This is a genomic window from Bosea sp. RAC05 (assembly GCF_001713455.1).
Classification (GTDB): domain Bacteria; phylum Pseudomonadota; class Alphaproteobacteria; order Rhizobiales; family Beijerinckiaceae; genus Allobosea.
Genome location: NZ_CP016464.1, coordinates 3,979,897 through 4,001,150, shown reverse-complemented (window position 1 = coordinate 4,001,150; position 21,254 = coordinate 3,979,897). Strand labels below are relative to the sequence as shown.

The window sequence follows — 21,254 nt, the reverse complement described above, 5'->3', positions numbered from 1 at the left end:
CCCTCGCTCAGGGCCAGCGCACCGTCGGTGGCATCGAGGACAGGATCGAGTCGACATTGCCGCCGGTGCGCAGGCCGAAGATCGTGCCGCGGTCGTAGAGCAGGTTGAATTCGACATAGCGCCCGCGGCGGACCTGCTGCTCCTCGCGCTCGGCCGCACTCCAGGGCTTGCCCATGTTGGCGCGCAGGATCGGCGGATAGGCGTTGAGGAAGGCCTCGCCCACGGCCTGGGTGAAGGAGAGGTCTCCGTCCGGATCGCCCGACCAGACATAGTCGTAGAAGATGCCGCCGATGCCGCGCGGCTCGTCGCGATGCTTCAGGTGGAAATACTCGTCGCACCAGGCCTTGAAGCGCGGATAGTCGGCGATCGGCGCATGCCGTTCGCAGGGGTCGCGCATCGCGGCGTGGAAGGCGATGGCATCGGGATCGTCCTGGTTGCGCCTGGCGACCAGCACCGGGGTGAGATCGGCGCCGCCGCCGAACCAGGGCTTCGTGGTGACGACGAAGCGCGTGTTCATATGCACGGTCGGCGCGTGCGGGTTCCAGGGATGGGCGATCAGCGAGATGCCCGTGGCGTGGAAGCGCGGATCCTCCGCCGCGCCGGGAATCTGGCCGGCGAATTCGGGCTGGAAGGTGCCGTAGACGGTCGAGACATGGACGCCGACCTTCTCGAAGACGCGCCCGCTCATCATCGACATGACGCCGCCGCCGCCCGGCGCGCCGTCATGGTTGTTCCGCTGCCAGGGCGTGCGGACGAAGCGGCCGGGCGCGTTCGCCTCGGGCGGGAAGGGGCCGGTCGCCTCGGCCTCGATCGCCTCGAAGGCGGCGCAGATGCGGTCCCGCAGCGTCTCGAACCAGGCTTTCGCGCGCGGCTTCATCGCCTCGGCCTTCTCGAGCGCGGCGGGGTCGCTCGGCGCCGCGGCGGCGGCCTTGTGGTCAGTCATCCCCGTCTCCTCACCCTGGATACGTTTCTTGATGTTGGTCTTCGGTCCCGGTCGCCGGGACGAAGCCGCCGACCTGACGCAAGGCTTCGCCCAGAACCAGGGCGGCCGCAATCGCGACGTTGAGCGAGCGCAGGCCCGCGAGCATGGGGACATGCACCACCGCATCGGCGGCCGCATAGACCTCGGGCGCCACGCCGGCCGATTCCCGGCCGACCATGACGATGTCGCCGGGCGCGTATGCGAGATCGAGATGGCGGGTGCGCCCGTCGGTCTCGGCCAGGATCAGGCGGTGCCCCGCCTGCCGGCGCCAGCGGTCGAAGGCGGCGAAGGAGGCGTGGCGGGTGACGGCCGCGCGTTCGAGATAATCCATTCCCGAGCGGCGGAAATGCCGGTCGGAGACGTCGAAGGCGGCGGGCTCGACGATGTCGACGGCGACGCCGAGGCAGGCGGCCATGCGGATCATGGTGCCGGTGTTCTGGGGAATGTCGGGCTGGTAGAGCGCCAGGCGCAGTGGCGCCCGGCCTGTCGGAGATGCTGCTTCGTCTGTCGCCGTCATCGTGTCATGTCATGGGATGACGGCAGGAGATGCGTCAAGCCGTGGGCCGGGCGGGGGCATGCGTCGGCACGGCTGGCAATTGTCGCGCCTGCACGCCATATCCGCGGCCTGCCCGGGTCTGACCCGCTCCGGGCCCTGCCCCGATTTCGTCGCCATGCCGGTCCAGAAGAGGGCGGACATGTTCACCCCGCTGTTCCGCTGGCTCGAGAGCCGCATCGACGTCTTCGCGCCCTTCGACGAACGCGAGACGCCGCCGCGCGGCGTCTGGCCGTTCATGTGGCACCACATCAAGGGGGTGAAGGGCTGGCTCGTCCTCGTCATGCTGACGGGGCTCGGCTTCAGCGGCATCGAAGCGGCGATGTATCTGATGGTCGGCTGGTTCGTCGATCTTCTGGCGACGCAATCGCCGGAGACGATCTTCCGCGACCATGGCTGGCTGCTGGCGGGAGCGGCCTTTCTCGTGGTCGTGGTGCGGCCGCTGGTCTATTTCGCCAACCACGCCATCGTCGACCAGGTCGTGGTGCCGCAGATCACCAACCAGATCCGCTGGCGCAACCATGTCTACACGCTCGGCCATGCGCTCGGCTATTTCCAGAACGACTTCGCCGGGCGCCTGTCCTCCCGCGTGATCCAGGCCGGCCAGTCGATCCGCGGCGCCACGATCGAGGTCATCGACGATCTCTGGTACGCGCTGATCTTCGCCTCGGTCGCTATCGGCTTCTTCGGCGCGACCTCGCTGTGGCTGGCGCTGCCCGTGCTGGTCTGGCTCGCGGCCTATGTCGTGCTGCTGATCTATTTCGTGCCGCGCGCCAAGAGCCGGTCGGAGGCCAATTCGCTCGGCCGCTCGTCGACCACGGGGCGGATCGTCGATTCCTATACCAACATCCTCACGGTGAAGCTGTTCGCGCGCGCCGATGCCGAGCGCTCGGCCGTGCGCGAGGCGCTGTCGCGCTGGAACGCCGCCTTCCTCAACCTGTCGCGCCTGATCACCGGCGTCAGCGTCATCCTGCAGACGATGAACAGCCTGCTTGTGGTCGTCACCGCCTGGCTCAGCCTCTGGCTATGGAGCCAGGGCGCGATGACGCCCGGCGCCGTGGCGGCCTCGATCGGCCTCGTCCTGCGCCTCGTCCAGATGTCGAGCTGGCTGATCCATCTCGTGCGCGGGGTGTTCGAGAACATCGGCGCGGTGCAGGAGAGCATGGAGACGATCGCCAAGCCGCACGACCTGCCCGACGCGGCCGACGCCGTGCCGCTGCGGGTCGAGACGGGCGGCATCCGCTTCGACAAGGTCCGCTTCAACTACGGCAAGAGCGGCGGCCTGTTCGAAGGGCTCGATCTGACGATCAAGCCGGGCGAGAAGATCGGCCTCGTCGGGCCCTCCGGCGCCGGCAAGTCGACGCTGGTGAACCTGCTGCTGCGGCTCTACCCGCTCGAGGGCGGGCGCATCCTGATCGACGGGCAGGACATCGCGCAGGTCACGCAGGATTCGCTGCGGGCGCAGATCGGCATGGTGACGCAGGACAATTCGCTGCTGCACCGCTCGATCGGCGACAACATCGCCTATGGGCGGGTCGGCTCGACGGCGGAGGAGATCGCGCAGGCGGCCCGCCAGGCCTCGGCCCATGAGTTCGTGCTGGGGCTGAGCGACCAGGACGGACGTCACGGTTTTGATTCGCGCGTCGGCGAGCGCGGCGTGAAGCTCTCCGGCGGCCAGCGCCAGCGCATCGCCATCGCCCGCGTGCTGCTGAAGGATGCGCCGATCCTGATCCTCGACGAGGCGACCTCGGCGCTCGATTCCGAGGTCGAGGCCGCCATCCAGGAACAGCTCACCACGCTGATGCAGGGCAAGACGGTGATCGCGATCGCGCATCGGCTGTCGACGATCGCCGCGCTGGACCGGCTGGTCGTGCTCGACCGCGGGCGGATCGTCGATATCGGCAGCCATGCGGAGCTGGTGTCGCGGGGTGGGCTCTATGGCCGGCTCTGGGCGCGCCAGTCGGGCGGGTTTCTCGCCGCCGCGGACCCGGAAACGCTGTCGGCCTGAGGCTCGTCTGCCGATGACGGGCCATGCACCGGCAGGCTCCGCGCAACAGTAGACTTCGTCCAATCTGCATGCCAAAGAGCGCGCAGTGACGCGCCGCCGCATTGCGGCCGTGACGACGCGCCCGTAGATACGGCGCAGGTTTGCAATTTCGAGTTTTTCCAAAGCTCGACTGACGTTGTAGAGGATTGGATCGTGGCGAACGCGACCGATACGAAACCGACCGAATCCACACGCCGCGATTTCCTCATGCTGGCGACCGGCGCTGCCGGTGTCGTCGGCCTCGGCGCGGTCGTGGTGCCGCTGGTGAGCCAGCTGGCGCCCGACGCCCAGACAGTCGCCGCCGGCGCGCCGATCGACCTCGACCTCGCCCCGATCGCAGAAGGCCAGGCGATCAAGCTGTTCTGGCGTGGCAAGCTGATCTTCGTGCGTCACCGCACCAAGAAGGAGATCGACGAGGCCCGCGCGGTCAACGTGGCCTCGCTGCCCGATCCGCAGACCGATCAGGCCCGCGTCAAGCAGGGCCACGAGCAGTTCCTGGTCGTGTACGGCAACTGCACCCATCTCGGTTGCGTGCCGCTCGGCAACAACCCCGGCGATCCGAAGGGCGACTACGACGGCTGGTTCTGCCCCTGCCACGGCTCGCACTATGATTCCTCGGGCCGCATCCGCAAGGGTCCGGCGCCGCTCAACCTGCCGATCCCGCCCTACGCATTCAGCGCCGACACCAAGATCCGGATCGGCTGAGCCGCGCGCTCGGTTCCGATTCCGCCTGTAAGAGACAGCCCCGAGGCAACCCGCATGAGTGGTCACAGCTCCTACGTCCCGAAGACAGGTTTCGAGCGCTGGCTCGATGCGCGTCTGCCGATCATCCGCCTCGCGCATGATTCGGCGGTGTCCTATCCGGTGCCGCGCAACCTGAACTATTTCTGGACCTTCGGCGGCATCCTCATGTTCATGCTGGTGTCGCAGATCGTCACCGGCATCATCCTGGCGATGCATTACACGCCGCATTCGACGATGGCGTTCAACTCCGTCGAGCACATCATGCGCGACGTGAACTATGGCTGGCTGCTGCGCTATCTGCACTCGAACGGCGCGTCGATGTTCTTCCTCGCCGTCTACATCCACATCTTCCGCGGTCTCTACTACGGCTCCTACAAGGCCCCGCGCGAGGTGCTCTGGATCCTCGGCGTCGTCATCCTCCTGCTGATGATGGCCACCGCCTTCATGGGCTACGTGCTGCCCTGGGGCCAGATGTCCTTCTGGGGCGCGACCGTCATCACCAGCCTGTTCTCGGCGCTGCCGATCGTCGGCGAGACGATCGTGACCTTCCTATGGGGCGGCTTCTCGGTCGATAACCCGACGCTGAACCGCTTCTTCTCGCTGCACTACCTGCTGCCGTTCATGATCTTCGGCGTGGTCATCCTCCACGTCTGGGCGCTGCATCATGTCGGCCAGAACAACCCGACCGGCGTCGAGGTGAAGAACGTCGCCAAGGACACGGTTCCGTTCACGCCCTATGCGACGGTCAAGGACGTGTTCGCGATGGTGTGCTTCATCTTCGTGTTCTCCTACTTCGTGTTCTACACGCCGAACTTCCTCGGCCATGCCGACAACTACATCCCGGCCAATCCGGCCGTGACGCCGGCCCATATCGTTCCCGAGTGGTACTTCCTGCCCTTCTACGCGATCCTGCGTGCGGTGCCGGACAAGCTCGGCGGCGTCATCGCCATGGGCGCGGCGATCGTCGTGCTCGCCTTCCTGCCCTGGCTCGACACCTCCAAGGTGAAGTCGATGAGCTACCGGCCGATCGCCCGCCAGCTCTTCTGGGCCTTCGTCGTGGTCTGCATCGGCCTCGGCTGGCTCGGCGCCATGCCGGCGGAAGGTGGCTACGTCATCGCCTCGCAGATCTTCACCGTGCTGTATTTCGGCTACTTCGTCGCGCTGTTCGTCGTCGGCCTGTTCGAACGGCCCAAGGCACTGCCGAGCTCGATCGCCGACTCCGTGCTCGGCGCTTTGCAGGGCGGATCGGGTGCGCGCATGGGCACCGCCGTCGCCGCCGAACCCAACGCCAAGGGCTGAGACGAATCATGATCACTCTTTCGGTTCGCTCGGCCGCCCTCGGCCTTCTGCTCGCCGCCCTGCCGCTGACGGCCCAGGCTGCCGGCGCCCGCGTCGAGCCGCCGGCGCTGAGCTGGTCGTTCTCGGGGCCTTTCGGGACCTTCGACCGCGCCCAGCTTCAGCGCGGCTACAAGGTCTACAAGGAGGTCTGCGCGAGCTGCCACAGCGCTTCGCTCCTGAAGTTCCGCAACCTGTCGCAGCCCGGCGGGCCGGAGTTCACGGCCGGCCAGGTCACGGCGCTCGCGGCGACCTACCAGATCAAGGACGGCCCCAACGAAGCGGGCGAAATGTTCGAGCGGCCCGGCCGCGCGGCCGACGCCTTCCCGTCGCCCTTCCCGAACGAGCAGGCGGCGCGCTCGGCCAATGGCGGCGCCTACCCGCCGGACCTGTCTGTGCTGGCCAAGGCGCGGACCTATGAGCGCGGCTTCCCGCGCTTCGTGTTCGACATCTTCACGCAGTACCAGGAGCAGGGGCCGGACTACATCGCCGCGCTGCTGACGGGCTACAAGGATCCGCCACCGGAAGGCGTGACGCTCCTGCCGGGCCAGTACTACAACACCTATATGCCCGGCCATCTGATCGCGATGCCGAACGTGCTGAACGACGGCCAGGTCGAGTTCCCCAAGGGGCCCGACGGGCAGCCGCAGGTGCCCGAGACCGCCAAGCAGTATGCCAAGGACGTGACGGCGTTCCTGATGTGGGCGGCCGAGCCGCATCTCGAGGCGCGCAAGCGCATCGGCCTGCAGGTCATGCTGTTCCTGCTCATGTTCGGAACGCTGCTCTACTACACCAAGAAGAAGGTCTGGTCGCGCATGCCCGACGGCAGCGCGGCGCACTGACCGACACGCTCCATCGAAACGAGGCCCCGGCGACGGGGCCTTTTTCTTGGGTGCCACCATTTCTTGGGCGCTGCCACGGATCGCGATGCTCCCGCGCTTGATGCCGCGAGGACCGCACGGCACAGTCCCGCCCGGTCACGAAGGATATCGACATGAGTGCAGCGGTTCTGGGAATCATCGGCGGGTCGGGCATCTACGATCTGCCGGGGCTGAGCGATCTGCGCGAGGAGCGGATCGAGAGCCCTTGGGGCGAGCCGTCGGACGTTCTGCGCTTCGGCCGCATCGGCGACACCCGGATCGTGTTCCTGCCCCGCCACGGCCGCGGCCACGCGATCCCGCCCTCGGAGATCAACTACCGCGCCAATATCGACGTGATGAAGCGCGCCGGCGTGACCGACCTGGTCTCGCTCTCCGCCTGCGGCTCCTACAAGGCCGAGCTCTATCCGGGGCTGTTCGTGCTGGTCGACCAGTTCGTCGACCGGACCAGCGGGCGGGCCAGTTCCTTCTTCGGCCGGGGTTGCGTCGCCCATGTCTCGGTCGCCCATCCGGTTGGCCCGGCGCTGCAGGGGCTGATCGCCGCTGCCGCGACGGCGGAGGGCCTGGCCTTCGTGCGCGGCGGCACGCTGGTGACGATGGAAGGACCGCAATTCTCGACCTATGCGGAATCGATCACCTACAAGACGCTCGGCTACGACCTGATCGGCATGACGGCGATGCCGGAGGCCAAGCTCGCCCGCGAGGCCGAGATCACCTATGCGACGGTCGCGATGGTCACCGACTTTGACTGCTGGCACGAGGAGCACGGACCGGTCGACGTGGCCGCCGTGGTCAAGGTGCTGCATGACAATGCCGACAAGGCGAAGCGGTTGGTGGCGCGGCTCGCCGCCGATTTCCCGAAGGAGCGCGTGCCCTGTCCTGCCGGGTCGCACAACGCACTCGACAATGCCATCATCACCGCGCCCGAGATGCGCGATCCCGCCCTGCTCGCCAAGCTCGACGCCGTGGCGGGGCGCCTCCTGAAAGCGGCCTGACAGCGATGAACCTTGCCGACAGCATCCGCGCGATTCCCGATTACCCCAAGCCGGGCATCATCTTCCGCGACATCACCACGCTGCTGGGCGACGCGCGCGCTTTCCGCCGCGCGGTCGATGAGCTGGTGCAGCCTTTCGCCGGGCTGAAGATCGCCAAGATCGCCGGCATCGAGGCCCGCGGCTTCATCCTCGGCGGGGCCGTCGCGCACCAGCTTTCGGCCGGCTTCGTCCCGGTGCGCAAGAAGGGCAAGCTGCCGCACGAGACGGTCAGCGTCACCTATGATCTGGAATACGGGACCGACGAGATCGAGGTCCATAAGGATGCCGTGTCGCCGGGCGAGCGCGTGCTGCTGGTCGACGACCTGATCGCCACGGGCGGGACGGCGGAAGGCGCGGTGAACCTGCTCTCGCGGCTGGGGGCGGAGGTGGTCGCCGCCTGCTTCATCGTCGATCTGCCCGATCTCGGCGGTGCCGACCGGATCCGGCGGCTCGGCGTGCCCGTTCGCACGCTGGTCTCCTTCGGCGGGCATTGAGGCGGGGATGCAGATCAACGGGCAGGCCTACCGCACGATCTGGCTCGCGCCGGATGGCTGGCGTGTCTGCGTCATCGACCAGACGCGGCTGCCCTTCCGCTTCGAGACGGTGACTCTGTCCTCGGCTGAAGCGGCCGCGGAGGCGATCCGCAGCATGGTCGTGCGTGGCGCGCCGCTGATCGGGGCGACGGCCGCCTATGGGGTCGCGCTGGCGATGCGGGCCGATGCCTCCGACGCCGCGCTGGAGGGGGCACTCGCTTTGCTCGGCGCAACGCGCCCGACGGCGGTCAACCTGCACTGGGCGCTGGCGCGGATGCGCCGCGTCCTGACGTCGCTCGACCCGGGCCAGCGGCTCGCGATGGCCTATTCCGAGGCGGCTTTGATCTGCGAAGAGGACGTGGCGCTCTGTCGTGCCATCGGCGAGCATGGGCTCGGGCTGATCGCGGCCATCGCGGCGCAGCGCCCGGCGGGCAAGACCATCAACATCCTGACCCATTGCAACGCCGGCTGGCTCGCCACCGTCGACTGGGGCACGGCGCTGGCGCCGATCTATCTCGCCCATGATGCCGGCATCCCCGTCCATGTCTGGGTCGACGAGACGCGCCCGCGCAACCAGGGCGCTGCGCTCACGGCCTACGAACTCGGCGCGCACGGCGTGCCCCACACCGTGATCGCCGACAATGCCGGCGGGCATCTGATGCAGCATGCGCAAGTCGACCTGGTCATCGTCGGCACCGATCGCACGACGGCGACCGGCGATGTCGCCAACAAGATCGGCACCTATCTCAAGGCGCTGGCCGCGCATGACAACGGCGTGCCCTTCTATGTCGCGCTGCCGTCGCCGACCATCGACTGGAGCCTGTCGGACGGGTTGCGCGAGATCCCGATCGAGGAGCGCGCGGCACGGGAGGTCACGCATCTCTCCGGGCTGGCGGAGGATGGCGAGGTGCATGCGTTCCGCGTGGTCGCGCCGGGCAGCCCTGCGGCCAACCCCGCCTTCGACGTCACCCCCGCCCGGCTCGTGACCGGGCTGATCACCGAGCGCGGCGTCTGCGAGGCGAGCGCGGAGGGGCTGGCGCGGCTGTTTCCGGAACGGGCCGGGCGGCCGCCCGCGTGAGCAGGACGAGATCATGACCAGGGACGAACTCGGCGCCGGCATCGTCGCTGTGGCGCAGGCGATCGATCTCGCGGGCTTCTGCCCGTCGAAATCGGGCAATGTCTCGGCCCGGACTGAGGCCGGCTTCCTGATCACGCCGTCGGGCCTGCCCTATGCGCAGACGCTCCCCGAGGATCTGATCGAACTCTCGCTCGACGGCATGGTTCTGTCCGGCGCGCGCAAGCCATCCTCGGAATGGCCCTTCCACGCCGCGATCTACCGCGCGCGGCCGGAGGCGCAGGCGATCGTCCATACCCATTCGCCGCGCGCCACCGCGCTCTCCTGCACGCGCCGGGGCATCCCCGCCTTCCACTACATGATCGCGCTCTGCGGTGGCGCCGACATCCGCTGCGCCGATTATGCGACCTTCGGCACGCCGGAACTGGCGGAGAACGCGGTGCGGGCGCTCGAGGGGCGCAAGGCGGTGCTGCTCGCCAACCACGGCGTCATCGCGCTCGGCGCCTCGCTCGCCGGGGCGCACCAGATCGTGGCGGAGGTCGAGAACCTGGCTGGCCAGTATCTCGACATCCTCGCTGCGGGTCTGGAGCCCGTCATTCTCGACGCGGCCGAGATGGCGCGGGTGAGCGCGAAGTTCGCGGGATACGGCAAGGTCGGCTGAGGCCAGGGCCTTCGCGCTGGGGCATCTTACGGCTTGTTAAGGCCCGTGCGCCATGAAAGGGCATGATCCTATCGCCGTACCTGCATGCCTCCCTGGATATGCTCGGCATTGCTGCCTGCGAGTACGATGCGCGGCTGGATGCCGTCAGCTGGAACAGCACATTCCTTCAGTTCTTCCCGGAGGATGACGGCGAGATCTATGTCGGCGAGCCCTACGCGGACAATCTCGTCCGCTTCTATCGCTGCCGCCTGTCTCCGGAGGAGATGCCCGAGGTCGAGCGCTATATCGCGGAAGGCGTTGCGCGCCACGACAACCAGACGCAGCCCTTCGAATTCATCCATCATGGTCGCCGGCTGCGCGCCTCGTCGCTTCGCGCTCCCGATGGCGGGCGGGTGCGGCTGTGGCAGCGGCTGGATGCCGAACATCGGGCGGAGGCCGTTCCCGAACTCGTGCTGCCCGTGTTCGAGGCGCTGCCCTTCATCCCCGACGGAGCGACCATTCTGGACGCGGATGATCGGATCGTCGCCGCCAACGATGCCTTCAGGCAACTCTACGGCCTGCCCCGCGACCGGCCGGTGGTCGGCTGCGCGCTCGATGAGATCATCGCCTGGTGCTGGCGCGAGGGTTCACCGGCGGGCACCTGGCGTGCCGCCATTCGCAATGGTCTGCGCTATGACGGCGCGCCCTTCGAGATCGAGCTGCCCGGCCAGCGCTGGCTGAGGGTCATCGCGCGGCACAGTGTCGGCGGCATCGGCTTCTTCACCCATGCCGACATCACGGCCGCCAAGCGCCAGCACATCGAACTCGTCGAGGCGCAGGCCGCGCTGCAACGGGCCAACGAAGAACTGGCCAAGCTCGCGGGCACCGATGCGCTGACGGGCCTCGCCAACCGGCGCGCCTTCATGGCGTTCCTCGCGGCCGAGGCCCGGATCGCCAGGCCGCTGTCGCTGCTGGCGATCGACGTGGATCATTTCAAGGCGATCAACGACCGTTTCGGCCATCTCGTCGGTGATGCCTGTCTGAAGATGATCGGGTCGATCGTGGCCGAGCAGGCGAGCGGCCACAGGCGGCTCGTCTCCCGCATCGGCGGCGAGGAATTCGGCGTGGTCCTCGGCGGGGCCTCGCTGGTGGACGCTAACCGGATCGGAACCGCGATCCGCGCGGCGCTGGCCCGTGCGCCCTGGCGAAGCCTTCACCCCGACCTCGACCACGCGACGGTCTCGATCGGGCTCTGCTCCGCCGAAGGGCCGATCGACGAGGACATTCTCTATGGCTGCGCCGACGAGGCGCTCTACGCAGCCAAGCGCAATGGTCGCGACCGGATCGAGTCGCAACCATTGCCGGTCACGCGCCGGACGGCTTGACGGCACCGCCCGAGCGCGGGCGATGCCGGATGGCCTCGCCGGATCGCGTCAGCCCTTCGTCCAGGCGGCATACCAGGTGTTGAACAGCGCGAGCTGGGTGCGGGCGTAGTGCTTCTGGCCTTCGGTCAGGCTGTCGGAGGCGTTGAAGTGCAGCTCGTATTCGGGGCTGCCCTCGAGCACCATCAGGTATTTGTAGAACAGCACCAGGTCCGGCCCCTCGTCGAAGCTCGAGAGCACCGCGAGCGCGCCGTCCAATTCGAGCGCCTTGGCGCGGGCCGTCACGTCGCCTGTGGCGGCCTTCTCGCAGAGCGAGACGAGGTGCAGCACCGGCTTGGGCAGCACGTTGCCGATGCCGGTGATCGCGCCGCTGGCGCCACAATTGACGAATCCGTGGAAGACCTGCGTGTCGACGCCGACCATCAGCGTGATGTCCTCCGACTGGCCGGTGATGTTCTCGGCCGCATAGGTCAGGCTCTTGGCGCCGCCGAACTCCTTGAAGCCGATCAGGTTGGGGTGGCTCTCGCGCAGCTTGAAGAACAGGTCGGCGCGGGTCTCGAAGCCGTAATAGGGGCTGTTGTAGATCACCGCCGGCAGGCCGTCGGCCGCCTTGAGGATGGCGCCGAAATGCGCGGCCTGGGCGGACGCCGAGGGGCCGCGCGAGAGCACGCGCGGGATCACCATCAGGCCCTTGGCGCCGACGCGCTTGCCATGGGCGGCGAAGGCCGCGGCGCGCTGCGTGTTCTGCGCGCCAGTGCCGACGATCACGGGCACGCCGGCCGCGCAGAGGCGGGCGACGCCTTCCATGCGCTGCTCGTCGGTCAGCAGCGGCCAGTCGCCCATTGAGCCGCAATAGACCACCGCCGACATGCCGGCGGCGATCAACTCCTGGCCCTTGCGGACGAGGGCGTCGAAATCGGGGCTGCGGTCCGCCTTGCACGGCGTCATCAGGGCGGGAATCGTACCGGAGAAGATGTTTGAGGCCATTGAACGTTTCCTTGGCGGTTTCTTGCGTCGTTCAGGTTTCGGAGACCGATGGGTCAGGCTTCGTATGCGAAGGGGTCGTCGACGGTGTGGGCGGGCTGGGTGAACCAGCGCGCGCCGTCCTCCGCCATGTAGGCGATGTCCTCGAGGCGCACGCCGAACTCGCCGTAGATGCACATCATCGGCTCGATCGAGAAGCACATGCCGACCTGGAGCGGGGTTTTGTTGCCCTTGACCATGAAGGACTCTTCATGGACGTCGAGCCCGAGCCCGTGGCCGGTGCGGTGCGGCAGGCCGGGGACCTTGTAGCCGGGGCCGTAGCCGGCGGCCTCGATGACGCCGCGCGCGCCGAAATCGACGTTCTCGCAGGGCGCACCGAGCTGGGCGGCGGCGAAGCCGGCGAGCTGGGCCTTCTTCTCGAGGTTCCAGATCTCGCGCTGGCGCTCGGTCGGCTCGCCGAAGACATAGGTGCGGGTGATGTCGGAGCGGTAGCCGCCGACCTTGGTGCCCATGTCGATCAGCACCATGTCGCCCTCGGCCAGCGTCTGCTCGTGGGGCACGCCATGGGGGTAGGCGGTGGCCTCGCCGAACTGGGCGGCGCCGCTGGTCCAGCTCATGCCGAGCTTGCGATGGGCACGGTCGAGGAAGTCCTTGGTCTGCGCGGTCGTCACGCCGACCTGCAGCGCGCGTGCGGCGGCGCGGTGGACCTCCATGGTGATGTCCATGGCGCGCTGGATCAGGGCGATCTCGGCGGCCGATTTCAGCTGGCGGCAGGTGGCGGTGATCGAGCTGCCCTGCGTGAAGGTGAAGCGGTTGCCGGCCTTGCGCAGCCCGTCGACGATGTAGAAGGGCGTGTGGGGATCGAGCGCGACCTGGCCGCTCTCATAGCCCATGCTGCGGATGGTCTCGACCACCAGCTCGGTCGGGTCCTCATGCTCTTCCCAGCAGCGGACATCGTCGCCGAACTTCATGTATTCGCGCGTCTTCGGTTCCTCGAAGGCGGGGCTGAGATAGGCGATCTCGCCCTCGACCGGGATCACCGCACCGTGCAGCCGCTCGGTCAGGTTGAGCTGGATGCCGGTGAAATAGGCCAGGCTCGTCGAGGTATCCAGATAGAGCGCCTGCAGGCCCTGCTCGCGCAGCAGCGCCTGCGCCCTGGCGATGCGCTGCTTGAACTCGCCGACGGCAATCGGCTCGATGCCGTCCGTCATCGGCTTCAGTTTGGCGAGTTCCGCCTCGAAGCTCGATCCGCCCACTCCGATGGTCATGGTCCGTAGTCCTCGCTGGTCAGTCTTGAGAATGAGGTTGGTCGCGCTCAGGCGGCCGGAGCCTGGGGCAGGGCGATGTCGGCATCGTCCGGCTCCAGCAGGTGCAGCAGGTCCTCGCGAACGGCCAGGACGTGGTCGAGGGTCAGCCGCGCGGCGCCCTCGGCGTCGCCGGCGCGGCAGAGATCGAGCAGGGCGGCGTGCTCGCGCTTGGCGCGCGTCGTGGCGCCCTCCGACATGGCGAGCTGGACGCGGGTGTAGCGGTCGGTGTTGGCGAGCAGGACGCGCACCAGTTCGAGCGTCTGGCTGCGCCCCGACGCCCGGTAGAGCGAGAGGTGGTATTCGCGGTTGAGCTCGCCATAGGCCTCGAGGTCGCTCCGGCCGATCGCCGCGGCATAATCGGCCAGGAGGGTCTCGGCGCGCTCGAAATCGGCGGCGGTGAGTCGCGGCACGGCCCGGCGGATCAGGTCCGGCTCCAGCATGGCGCGCAAATCGAAGAGCTCGGCGATGTCCGAGCCCGACAGCGCGGTCACCACTGCGCCGCGATGCGGATGGAGCGTGACCAGCCCCTCCGCCGCGAGCTGGTGGAAGGCTTCGCGGATCGGGATGCGGCTGATGCCGAATTCGCGGGCGAGCGCGTCCTGCCGCAGCGCCTCGCCGGCAGCGACGGCCCCCGACAGGATGCGGCGGCGCAGCTCGGCGACCGCCGCGCCGGTGACGGTCTGGCGGAGCAGCGGCCTTCTCGAACGCGGGGACAGGGTGGAGATCATGCGGGCTTCCAGCTTCACTGGGCCTTGTAGCGGCGCTGGACCAGCAGGCCGGAGACTGCGGTCAGCGACAGCGTCGTCAGCATCAGGATGAAGGCGATCGCCGCCGCGAAGGGCCAGTTGTTGTTCACGGCGAACTCCCGATACAGCATCGGGGCCATCATCTGGAAGCGGGCGCCGCCGAGCAGGAAGGGCGTGGCATAGGCGTTCATCGCGAGGATGAAGACGAGGATGCCGCCGGTGCCGATGCCGGGGAGGGCGAGCGGCAGCACGACATGCCAGAAGCGCCGCGTCGGATCGGCGCCGAGGCTGTCGGCGGCCTCCTCCAGCTTCGCGTCGATGCCCTCGATCACGCTCTGCAGCGTCAGGATCATGTAGGGCAGGTTGATCGAGAGGATGCCGATGCCGACCGCAAACGAGGTGTAGAGCAGCGAAATGCCGGAGCCGCCGAGCGCGCCATAGAGCGCGTCGACGATGCCGCCGCGGCCGAGCACGCCCATCCAGCCCAGTGCGCGCACCGTCGAGCCGATGAAGAGCGGCAGGATGATCAGCAGCACGCCGATCGACTTCCAGCGGCTCTGCGAGCGGGCGAGCTTGTAGGCGATCGGGAAGCCGAGGAGCAGGCAGAGCAGGGTCGTGACGATGGCGATGCTGAAGGTCGTCCAAAGCACGCCGGTGTAGAACGGGTCGGTCACGAAGCGGAGATAGTTCTCCGGCGTGAAGGCCTCGATCATGAAGGTGCGGCGGTCATATTTGTTCAGGCTGTAGCGGGCGAGCAGCGCCAGCGGCAGCACCAGCGACAGCATGACGACCAGCGTCGCCGGCCCGATGAGCATGGAAGCTGTAAGCCCCTCGGGCCGGCGCGCGCTCATGTCAGCGCCGATCCAGCAGACGACGCCACCAGTCGTTCATGTCGTCGCGGACGGCACTGAGCTGGGGGTAGGGCGCGGGCATCAGCTTGGCTCCGTCCGGCAGGGCGAGGCGCGTGGCGACCTCGCCTTCCAGCGCGGCATTGGTGATGGTCGGGTGGTAGCCCATGCTGTCGGCGAAGCCGCGTTGGGCGCGCGGGTCGAGCGCCGCGTTCAAATAGGCGAAGGCGGCGGCCTTGTTGGGCGCGTTCTTCAGCACGCACATGCTGGAGACATAGGTCAGGCAGCCCTCGGCCGGGAAGGACGACTTCATTTCGACGCCGCCCTTGGTCCAGAACAGGACGCGGGCATGCCAGACGAGGCCGACATCGATCTCGCCGGACTTGATCGCCGGAGCGAAGGCCTCCGTCGAGGTGTAGGCCCTGGCGCCGGCCTTGATCAGCTTTTCGAGTGTGCCCTTGACCTCGGCGATCTTGCCCGGGTCGCCCTGCTGCTTGAGCGCGGCGGCCATGGCGACCCAGATGTAGCTGTTGTCGAGGATGCCGACCTTGCTGCCATAGGCCGCCATCTCGTCGAAGCTCTTCGGCGGCGTCTTCACGCGCTCGGGGCTGTAGGCGATGACCTGCGGGCTGTAGATGTGCGGGATCGCGTAGGGCGTGGCGAAGGCGGGCTGGACGTATTTGAGGTTCGGCACCTTGCCCTCGTCGAGCGGCTCCAGCATGCCGGAGTCCTCGAGGTCGAAGGCGGCGGGCGCCTGCACGCAGATGACGTCGACGCTGCCGCGCGGCAGGCGGCGCTGGGCGATCGACTTGGCGACGCGGGTCGGCTCGGTGCCGGCATCCTGGACCACTTCGATGCCCTTGGGCTTGAGCAGCGGCTCCTCGATGTTCTGGGTCAGGAGCTTGGCATAGTCGCCGCCCCAGGTGCTGAGCACGCAGCGGCCGGGCTCCTGCGCGCGCAGCACGGCGGGGGCGAAGATCGGCGCGGCAGCGGCGCCGGCGGCGAGCGTCAGGATACGGCGTCGATTGGGTGTGAACAGGTCCGTCATCGTGGTGGCTCCCTCGTTTCTGGTTGTCGTTCGGTCGTCACGGTTCAGGCGTCGGCAGCGGTCACGATCGCGCCCTGCGGGTCGAAGAGGCGCTCGTTCTGGGCGTCCCAGGTGAGGGCGACCCGCTCGCCCCGGGCGCGGCGCGTGCCGCCGGTCGCGCCCGTCGGCTCGTGCAGGGCGAGGCTGGCGCCGCCCTCGAAGGCGAGCAGGTAATCGACATGGCCGCCGACATAGGTGCCGTCCTCGACGGTCGCGGTCGCGCGCGGCGGGGCAGATTCGCCCTCGCCATGGAGGCGCACGCGCTCGGGCCGCAGCGCCAGCACATGCGGTCCGCGCTGGGCATAGTGGCGGGCCAGCTTCAGGACCGCGCCGCCCGGCAGGCGCAGGCTGTCGGCCTCGACCAGATCGCCGGCGATGAGATTGCTGTGGCCGATGAAGCGGGCGACGAAGGGGTTGAGCGGCTGCTCGTAGAGTTCCTCCTGCGTGCCGACCTGCTGGACCCTGCCCTCGTTCATCAGCACCAGCCGGTCGGCCATGGTCATGGCCTCGTTCTGGTCGTGCGTCACCATGAGCGCGGTCAGGCCCGCCTGGCGCTGGAGCTGGCGGATCTCGCGGGCGACGGACTGGCGCAGATTGGCGTCGAGATTGGAGAGCGGCTCGTCGAGCAGGAGCACCTTGGGGCGGATCGCGAGCGCGCGCGCCAGCGCCACGCGCTGCTGCTGGCCGCCGGAGAGCTGGCGGGGATAGCGGTCGGCCATCGTCGTCAGCTTGACCATGTCGAGCGTCTGCTCGAGCCGGGTGTCGATCTCGGCCTTGGGCAGCTTGCGCATGCGCAGGCCGAAGGTGACGTTCTGTGCGACCGTCAGATGGGGAAACAGCGCATAGCTCTGGAAGACCATGCCCATCTCGCGCTGATAGGGCGGCAGGGCGGCGTAGTCCTTGCCCTCGACCAGGATGCGCCCGCGCGTGGCGGCGACGAAACCGGCGACGAGGCGCAGCGTCGTCGTCTTGCCGCAGCCGGAGGGCCCGAGCAGGACCAGCATCTCGCCCTGGGCCACGTCGAGATTGACGTCCTCGACGGCGGCCGTGGCGCCGTAGAGCTTGGTCAGGCCCTCGATGCGGAGATGGGAGGCGGCACTCATCAGACGACCTTGCTCAGCTTGACGTAGCGGTCGATCGCCAGCAGCAGCGCCGCGATCACCGCCGTCTGCACGACGACGACCGAGGCGACGAGGGGATCGAAGCGGTATTCGAGGTACTGCAACACCGAGATCGGGAAGGTGATCATGCCGGGGCTGATCAGGAACAGCGTCATCTCGATGTTCTCGAAGGAGACGATGAAGGCGAAGAGCGCGGCGGCGACGATGCCCTGGCGCATCATCGGCAGGGTGACGCTCCAGAGCACGCGGCCCGGCGAGGCGCCGAGATTGGCGGCCGCCTCCTCGATCGAGCGGTCGAGCTGGACGAGATTGGCGACGCAGAGCCGGACCACCCAGGGCGTGGTGATCAGAAGATGGGCGAGGATCAGGACCCAGTCCGAGCCAATCAGCGGGAACTGCGTGCGGATCTCGATGTCGACCATCAGGACATAGAGGCCGAGCCCGATGACGACGCCGGGCACCGTCAGCGGCGAGAGCAGCAGCACGTTCAGGATGCTTCGGCCGGGAAAGCTGTAGCGCACCAGCGCGATGCTGGCGGGCACGCCGATCAGCAGGCTGCAGAGTGTCGCCATGGCCGCGACCCGCAGGCTGGTGGAGAGCGACTGGCCAAATTTCGGGAATTCGGCGAGGCGGCCATACCAGGAGAGCGTGTAGCCGCTGGGCGGGAAGGTCACCACGCCATCGGCGAAGACGCTCATATAGGCCGTCATCATGAGCGGGATCAGCATCAGCGCGATGCCGACGAAGACCAGCAGCCGCGTCACCGCCGTCAGGGCGGCGACCGTCCCGGGGCTGCCCGGTATGGCCGCTCGCGGCAGGTCCCCGACTGAGTTCTGGGCGGCGGCCAAGCAACAATCTCCCCGTCGAAAGCCCTCTCAGCAGACCGGGAAGCCTCGTCTCTGTCAATTGGATAAAATCGCCAATATGCAATTGCCCGGCATCGGCTTCTGTGGAACGCTGGTGACCCGTCCTGCCCGGCTGCTGCGGCGACACCCGCCGCGGCGCATCCCGCCCGCCCGGAGACATCGCGATGAATCTGACCCTGTTCACCGGCGGTCGCTTCCTCGATCCGGAAAAGGACCGGCTGCTCGACGGCATCGAGGTTCTGGTCGAGGGCGACCGCATCCGCGAGGTCTCGGACCGGCCGATCACGGCAGCGAATGCGACGCGGATCGATCTGCGCGGACGCACCCTGATGCCGGGCCTGATCGACATGCATGTCCATGTCGTCTCGGCGGTGGTGAATGGCGTCGCCAATGCGATGACGCCCTCCTCGCTGGTGGCGCTGCGGGCGGGCCGGGTGATGAACGCCATGCTGATGCGTGGCTTCACCACGGTGCGCGATCTCGGCGGCGCCGATCTCGGGCTCGTGCTGGCGGTCGAGGAGGGGCTGATCGCCGGGCCGCGCCTGATTATCTGCGGCAAGGCGCTGAGCCAGACCGGCGGCCATTCCGACCCCCGCGACCGCTCCGAGACGCGCCCGCTCTACACCGGCCGCCTCGGGCAGATCGGCCAGCTCTGCGACGGCGTCGACGCCGTCAGGCTCGCCGCCCGCGAGCAGCTCCGGGCCGGGGCGACCTTCGTCAAGATCATGGCCAATGGCGGCGTCGCCTCGCCCAACGACCCGATCCATGCGCTGGGCTTCTCGAAGGACGAGATCCGCGCCGCGGTCGAGGAGGCGGAGAATGCCGGCACCTATGTCGCCGCCCATCTCTACACCGACAAGGCGATCGCGCGGGCCGTCGAATGCGGGGTGCAGTCGCTCGAGCATTGCAACCTGATCCAGGCGGAGACGGCGAAGAAGGCGGCCGCCGCGGGCGCCTTCGCGGTGCCGACGCTGGCGGCTTATGAGGGGTTGGCGCTGGAGGGTTCGACTTTCGGTCTGCGGCCGGAATCGGCGGCCAAGATCGAGACGGTGCGCAAGGGCGGCATGGAATCGCTCTCGATCATGCGCGAGGCCGGGCTGCCGATGGGCTATGGCTCGGATCTGCTCGGCCAGCTCCAGAAGTACCAGACGATGGAGTTCGAGCTGCGCTCGCGCGTTCTGCCGATGCAGGAGGTCCTGCAGTCGGCGACCACCACAGCCGCGAAGCTCTGCCGGATGGAGGGCGAGATCGGCGCGCTGGTGCCGGGCGCCCATGCCGACCTGCTCGTGGTGGACGGCGACCCGCTGTCCGATCCGCAGCTCTTCCAGAACGACGGCCGCGCGCTGCGGGCGATCATGCGCGGCGGCCAGTTCTTCAAGAACGAGCTGCACTGAGGCGACTGCGGTTCCCCGCGGTTTGAATCGCTGAAAGGACACCCCATGCGCGGAATGATCGTGGCGGCCCAGCCTGAAGCCGCCGAGGTGGGGGCCGACATCCTCAGGCGCGGCGGCAATGCGGTGGATGCCGCGATTGCCTGCGCCTTCAGCCAGGGCGTGGTCGATCCGCAGATGTGCGGTATCGGCGGCTTCGGGGCGATGCAGATCTGCATGCCCCAGCGCGGCGTCCACACCGTGCTGGAGTTCCTCGCGCGTGCGCCGCTATCGGCGACCGCCGCGATGTGGGCCGACCGCTTCGTCGGGCAGACGCGCGACGGCTTCGTCTTCCTGATGAGCGACCATGCCAACGAGCTCGGCCATCTCGCGGCCGGCACGCCGGGCAATGTCGCGGGCTATTGCGAGGCGCTCTCGCGCTTCGGGACGATGGCGCTGCCGGAGGTGGTGGCGCCGGCCATCCGCCAAGCGCGCGAGGGCTTCATCGTGCGCCCTTACGTCCACTACTACTGGGCGATCGACCAGCGCTCCACGGGCCAAGTCAACACCGAGGACAAGCTGCGGCTGAGCGAGACCGGCCGGGCGGTCTATTTCCATCCCGATGGCAGCCTGAAGCGCCCGGGCGACGTCGTCGCCAATCCCGATCTGGCGCGCACGCTGGAGCGGATCGCGGCCGGCGGCGCGCAGGCCTTCTATACCGGCGAGATCGCCCGGGAGATCGCCGCCGACATGGCGGCCAGCGGCGGGCTGATCACACTGGACGATCTGGCCGGCTATCGCGTGCGGGAGAAGGCGCCGATCTGGGGCGCCTATCGGGGCTTTCGCATCGCCGGCAATCCGCCGGCGGCGGGCGGCGCCTCGCTGATCGAGCTGCTGCAGATCCTGGAGGGGTTCGATCTCGCGAGCCTGCGGCATAACGGGCCCGAGCACATCCGCATCCTCGCCGAGGCGATGAAGTGGATGACGATCGACAAGGACGCCCATATGGGTGACCCCGACTTCGTCGACGTGCCCCTCGACCGGCTGCTCTCGCCGGACTATGCCGCCGGCCTCGCCGCCCGCATCCGGGCCGGCGAGAAGGCCAGCGTGCCGCGCTCGGCGCTGCCGAAGGACCCGCCCGACACCACCGTCTGCTGCGTGATGGACGAAGAGGGCAATGCGGTCACGATCACGCATACGCTCGGCCAGCCCTCGGGCGCGATCACGCCGGGGCTGGGCTTCATGTACAACGGCACGATGAGCGGCTTCGATCCGCGGCCGGGCCGCGCCGCCTCGATCGCGCCCGGCAAGGCGCGCGGCAGCGCCATGGCGCCGACGATCGTCTTCGAGGGCGAGCGGCCGGTGATCGCGATGGGCGCGCCGGGCGGGACCTTCATCGTGCCTGCCATCGCGCAGGCGCTGAGCAACGTCGTCGATTTCGGGATGAGCATGGCCGATGCGGTCGCGGCGCCGCGCATCGTCTGCCTGAGCGACACGATCGACGTCTCCAACCGCGTCCAGCGCGGTGTCACCGACGAGCTGCAGGCGATGGGCTACGCGGTCGCGCGCTCCTACCAGTCCTTCGCCTTCGGCGCGCCGCATGGGGTGAAGGCGGAAGGCGCGGGCTGGTCGGGCGGGGCCGATCCGCAGCGGGACGGCATGGCGATCGCGGTCTGAGGAACGGGCTGGTCGGAGGCGCCCGCTGGGGACGCCTCCGGAGCG

General features: G+C 68.4%; 20 protein-coding genes. 11 read left to right on the top strand and 9 right to left on the bottom strand.

The features are described from left to right. Positions 1–7 precede the first annotated feature (7 nt). Positions 8–943 carry an oxygen-dependent coproporphyrinogen oxidase gene (gene hemF / locus BSY19_RS22460; protein WP_069056101.1) on the bottom strand — a complete coding sequence of 312 codons (936 nt, stop codon included), beginning with the start codon at positions 941–943 and terminating at the stop codon, positions 8–10. 10 nt (positions 944–953) lie between these two features. Then, positions 954–1,499: a tRNA (cytidine(34)-2'-O)-methyltransferase gene (locus BSY19_RS22455; RefSeq protein ID WP_069056100.1), complete on the bottom strand. Its 546-nt coding sequence runs from the start codon at positions 1,497–1,499 to the stop codon at positions 954–956. A 178-nt stretch (positions 1,500–1,677) separates the two neighbouring features. Between BSY19_RS22455 and BSY19_RS22450 the strand changes: the two genes are divergently transcribed. The 9 genes from BSY19_RS22450 (at position 1,678) to BSY19_RS22410 (ending at position 11,206) form a co-directional block, all read left to right on the top strand. Then, entirely contained in the window at positions 1,678–3,543 is a 1,866-nt protein-coding gene (locus BSY19_RS22450) for an ABC transporter ATP-binding protein (protein ID WP_069057313.1), read from the top strand. 192 nt (positions 3,544–3,735) lie between these two features. After that, positions 3,736–4,287, top strand: coding sequence for a ubiquinol-cytochrome c reductase iron-sulfur subunit (gene petA, locus BSY19_RS22445; protein ID WP_257785731.1), 552 nt, complete (start codon positions 3,736–3,738; stop codon positions 4,285–4,287). A gap of 54 nt (positions 4,288–4,341) precedes the next feature. Continuing rightward, positions 4,342–5,625 carry a cytochrome b gene (locus tag BSY19_RS22440; protein WP_069056099.1) on the top strand — a complete coding sequence of 428 codons (1,284 nt, stop codon included), beginning with the start codon at positions 4,342–4,344 and terminating at the stop codon, positions 5,623–5,625. An 8-nt stretch (positions 5,626–5,633) separates the two neighbouring features. Further along, positions 5,634–6,503 carry a cytochrome c1 gene (locus tag BSY19_RS22435; RefSeq protein WP_069056098.1) on the top strand — a complete coding sequence of 290 codons (870 nt, stop codon included), beginning with the start codon at positions 5,634–5,636 and terminating at the stop codon, positions 6,501–6,503. Positions 6,504–6,655: 152 nt separating this feature from the next. Then, positions 6,656–7,534: an S-methyl-5'-thioadenosine phosphorylase gene (locus BSY19_RS22430; protein ID WP_069056097.1), complete on the top strand. Its 879-nt coding sequence runs from the start codon at positions 6,656–6,658 to the stop codon at positions 7,532–7,534. A 5-nt stretch (positions 7,535–7,539) separates the two neighbouring features. Next, positions 7,540–8,067: an adenine phosphoribosyltransferase gene (locus BSY19_RS22425; protein WP_069056096.1), complete on the top strand. Its 528-nt coding sequence runs from the start codon at positions 7,540–7,542 to the stop codon at positions 8,065–8,067. Positions 8,068–8,074: 7 nt separating this feature from the next. Continuing rightward, the gene (gene mtnA / locus BSY19_RS22420) at positions 8,075–9,184 is read left to right on the top strand and encodes an S-methyl-5-thioribose-1-phosphate isomerase (protein ID WP_069056095.1); all 1,110 of its coding nucleotides are present in this window, start codon (positions 8,075–8,077) and stop codon (positions 9,182–9,184) included. Between the two features lie 13 nt (positions 9,185–9,197). Then, on the top strand, positions 9,198–9,842 hold the full coding sequence (locus BSY19_RS22415) for a class II aldolase/adducin family protein (RefSeq protein ID WP_069056094.1): 645 nt from the start codon (positions 9,198–9,200) through the stop codon (positions 9,840–9,842). A gap of 62 nt (positions 9,843–9,904) precedes the next feature. Beyond that, positions 9,905–11,206: a sensor domain-containing diguanylate cyclase gene (locus BSY19_RS22410; RefSeq protein ID WP_069056093.1), complete on the top strand. Its 1,302-nt coding sequence runs from the start codon at positions 9,905–9,907 to the stop codon at positions 11,204–11,206. A 48-nt stretch (positions 11,207–11,254) separates the two neighbouring features. On the opposite strand, the gene BSY19_RS22405 is transcribed toward BSY19_RS22410, so the two are convergent. From BSY19_RS22405 to BSY19_RS22375, 7 genes are read right to left on the bottom strand one after another with little or no spacing between them, the layout of a single operon-like run. Further along, on the bottom strand, positions 11,255–12,190 hold the full coding sequence (locus BSY19_RS22405) for a dihydrodipicolinate synthase family protein (RefSeq protein WP_069056092.1): 936 nt from the start codon (positions 12,188–12,190) through the stop codon (positions 11,255–11,257). A 53-nt stretch (positions 12,191–12,243) separates the two neighbouring features. After that, positions 12,244–13,455, bottom strand: a complete 1,212-nt coding sequence (locus tag BSY19_RS22400) for a M24 family metallopeptidase (RefSeq protein WP_069056091.1) — start codon at positions 13,453–13,455, stop codon at positions 12,244–12,246. 47 nt (positions 13,456–13,502) lie between these two features. Then, entirely contained in the window at positions 13,503–14,222 is a 720-nt protein-coding gene (locus BSY19_RS22395; protein WP_069056090.1) for a GntR family transcriptional regulator, read from the bottom strand. A gap of 14 nt (positions 14,223–14,236) precedes the next feature. Beyond that, positions 14,237–15,091, bottom strand: a complete 855-nt coding sequence (locus BSY19_RS22390; protein ID WP_069056089.1) for an ABC transporter permease — start codon at positions 15,089–15,091, stop codon at positions 14,237–14,239. Between the two features lies 1 nt (position 15,092). Continuing rightward, on the bottom strand, positions 15,093–16,136 hold the full coding sequence (locus BSY19_RS22385; protein WP_069056088.1) for an extracellular solute-binding protein: 1,044 nt from the start codon (positions 16,134–16,136) through the stop codon (positions 15,093–15,095). A 44-nt stretch (positions 16,137–16,180) separates the two neighbouring features. Further along, positions 16,181–17,278 carry an ABC transporter ATP-binding protein gene (locus BSY19_RS22380; RefSeq protein WP_069056087.1) on the bottom strand — a complete coding sequence of 366 codons (1,098 nt, stop codon included), beginning with the start codon at positions 17,276–17,278 and terminating at the stop codon, positions 16,181–16,183. Next, a complete protein-coding gene (locus BSY19_RS22375) occupies positions 17,278–18,144 on the bottom strand; it encodes an ABC transporter permease (RefSeq protein WP_083247775.1) in 867 nt (288 codons plus the stop codon). The genes BSY19_RS22380 and BSY19_RS22375 overlap by 1 nt, the downstream gene beginning before the upstream one ends. A 182-nt stretch (positions 18,145–18,326) precedes the next feature. Between BSY19_RS22375 and BSY19_RS22370 the strand changes: the two genes are divergently transcribed. Together BSY19_RS22370 and ggt are read left to right on the top strand one after the other, a co-directional pair. Continuing rightward, positions 18,327–19,556 (top strand): metal-dependent hydrolase family protein, encoded by a 1,230-nt coding sequence (locus BSY19_RS22370; protein WP_150129699.1) that lies wholly within the window; start codon positions 18,327–18,329, stop codon positions 19,554–19,556. A 45-nt stretch (positions 19,557–19,601) separates the two neighbouring features. Beyond that, complete coding sequence (gene ggt / locus BSY19_RS22365; protein ID WP_069056085.1) at positions 19,602–21,209, top strand: gamma-glutamyltransferase; 1,608 nt, start codon at positions 19,602–19,604, stop codon at positions 21,207–21,209. The last annotated feature ends 45 nt before the right edge of the window (positions 21,210–21,254 follow it).

Excerpts from the sequence above, each read along its gene's own strand:
- hemF (WP_069056101.1), bottom strand. The coding sequence starts at position 943 with ATGACTGACCACAAGGCCGCCGCCGCGGCGCCGAGCGACCCCGCCGCG.
- BSY19_RS22455 (WP_069056100.1), bottom strand. The coding sequence starts at position 1,499 with ATGACGGCGACAGACGAAGCAGCATCTCCGACAGGCCGGGCGCCACTG.
- BSY19_RS22450 (WP_069057313.1), top strand. The coding sequence starts at position 1,678 with ATGTTCACCCCGCTGTTCCGCTGGCTCGAGAGCCGCATCGACGTCTTC.
- BSY19_RS22440 (WP_069056099.1), top strand. The coding sequence starts at position 4,342 with ATGAGTGGTCACAGCTCCTACGTCCCGAAGACAGGTTTCGAGCGCTGG.
- BSY19_RS22435 (WP_069056098.1), top strand. The coding sequence starts at position 5,634 with ATGATCACTCTTTCGGTTCGCTCGGCCGCCCTCGGCCTTCTGCTCGCC.
- BSY19_RS22430 (WP_069056097.1), top strand. The coding sequence starts at position 6,656 with ATGAGTGCAGCGGTTCTGGGAATCATCGGCGGGTCGGGCATCTACGAT.
- BSY19_RS22425 (WP_069056096.1), top strand. The coding sequence starts at position 7,540 with ATGAACCTTGCCGACAGCATCCGCGCGATTCCCGATTACCCCAAGCCG.
- mtnA (WP_069056095.1), top strand. The coding sequence starts at position 8,075 with ATGCAGATCAACGGGCAGGCCTACCGCACGATCTGGCTCGCGCCGGAT.
- BSY19_RS22415 (WP_069056094.1), top strand. The coding sequence starts at position 9,198 with ATGACCAGGGACGAACTCGGCGCCGGCATCGTCGCTGTGGCGCAGGCG.
- BSY19_RS22410 (WP_069056093.1), top strand. The coding sequence starts at position 9,905 with ATGATCCTATCGCCGTACCTGCATGCCTCCCTGGATATGCTCGGCATT.
- BSY19_RS22405 (WP_069056092.1), bottom strand. The coding sequence starts at position 12,190 with ATGGCCTCAAACATCTTCTCCGGTACGATTCCCGCCCTGATGACGCCG.
- BSY19_RS22400 (WP_069056091.1), bottom strand. The coding sequence starts at position 13,455 with ATGACCATCGGAGTGGGCGGATCGAGCTTCGAGGCGGAACTCGCCAAA.
- BSY19_RS22395 (WP_069056090.1), bottom strand. The coding sequence starts at position 14,222 with ATGATCTCCACCCTGTCCCCGCGTTCGAGAAGGCCGCTGCTCCGCCAG.
- BSY19_RS22390 (WP_069056089.1), bottom strand. The coding sequence starts at position 15,091 with ATGAGCGCGCGCCGGCCCGAGGGGCTTACAGCTTCCATGCTCATCGGG.
- BSY19_RS22385 (WP_069056088.1), bottom strand. The coding sequence starts at position 16,136 with ATGACGGACCTGTTCACACCCAATCGACGCCGTATCCTGACGCTCGCC.
- BSY19_RS22380 (WP_069056087.1), bottom strand. The coding sequence starts at position 17,278 with ATGAGTGCCGCCTCCCATCTCCGCATCGAGGGCCTGACCAAGCTCTAC.
- BSY19_RS22370 (WP_150129699.1), top strand. The coding sequence starts at position 18,327 with ATGAATCTGACCCTGTTCACCGGCGGTCGCTTCCTCGATCCGGAAAAG.
- ggt (WP_069056085.1), top strand. The coding sequence starts at position 19,602 with ATGCGCGGAATGATCGTGGCGGCCCAGCCTGAAGCCGCCGAGGTGGGG.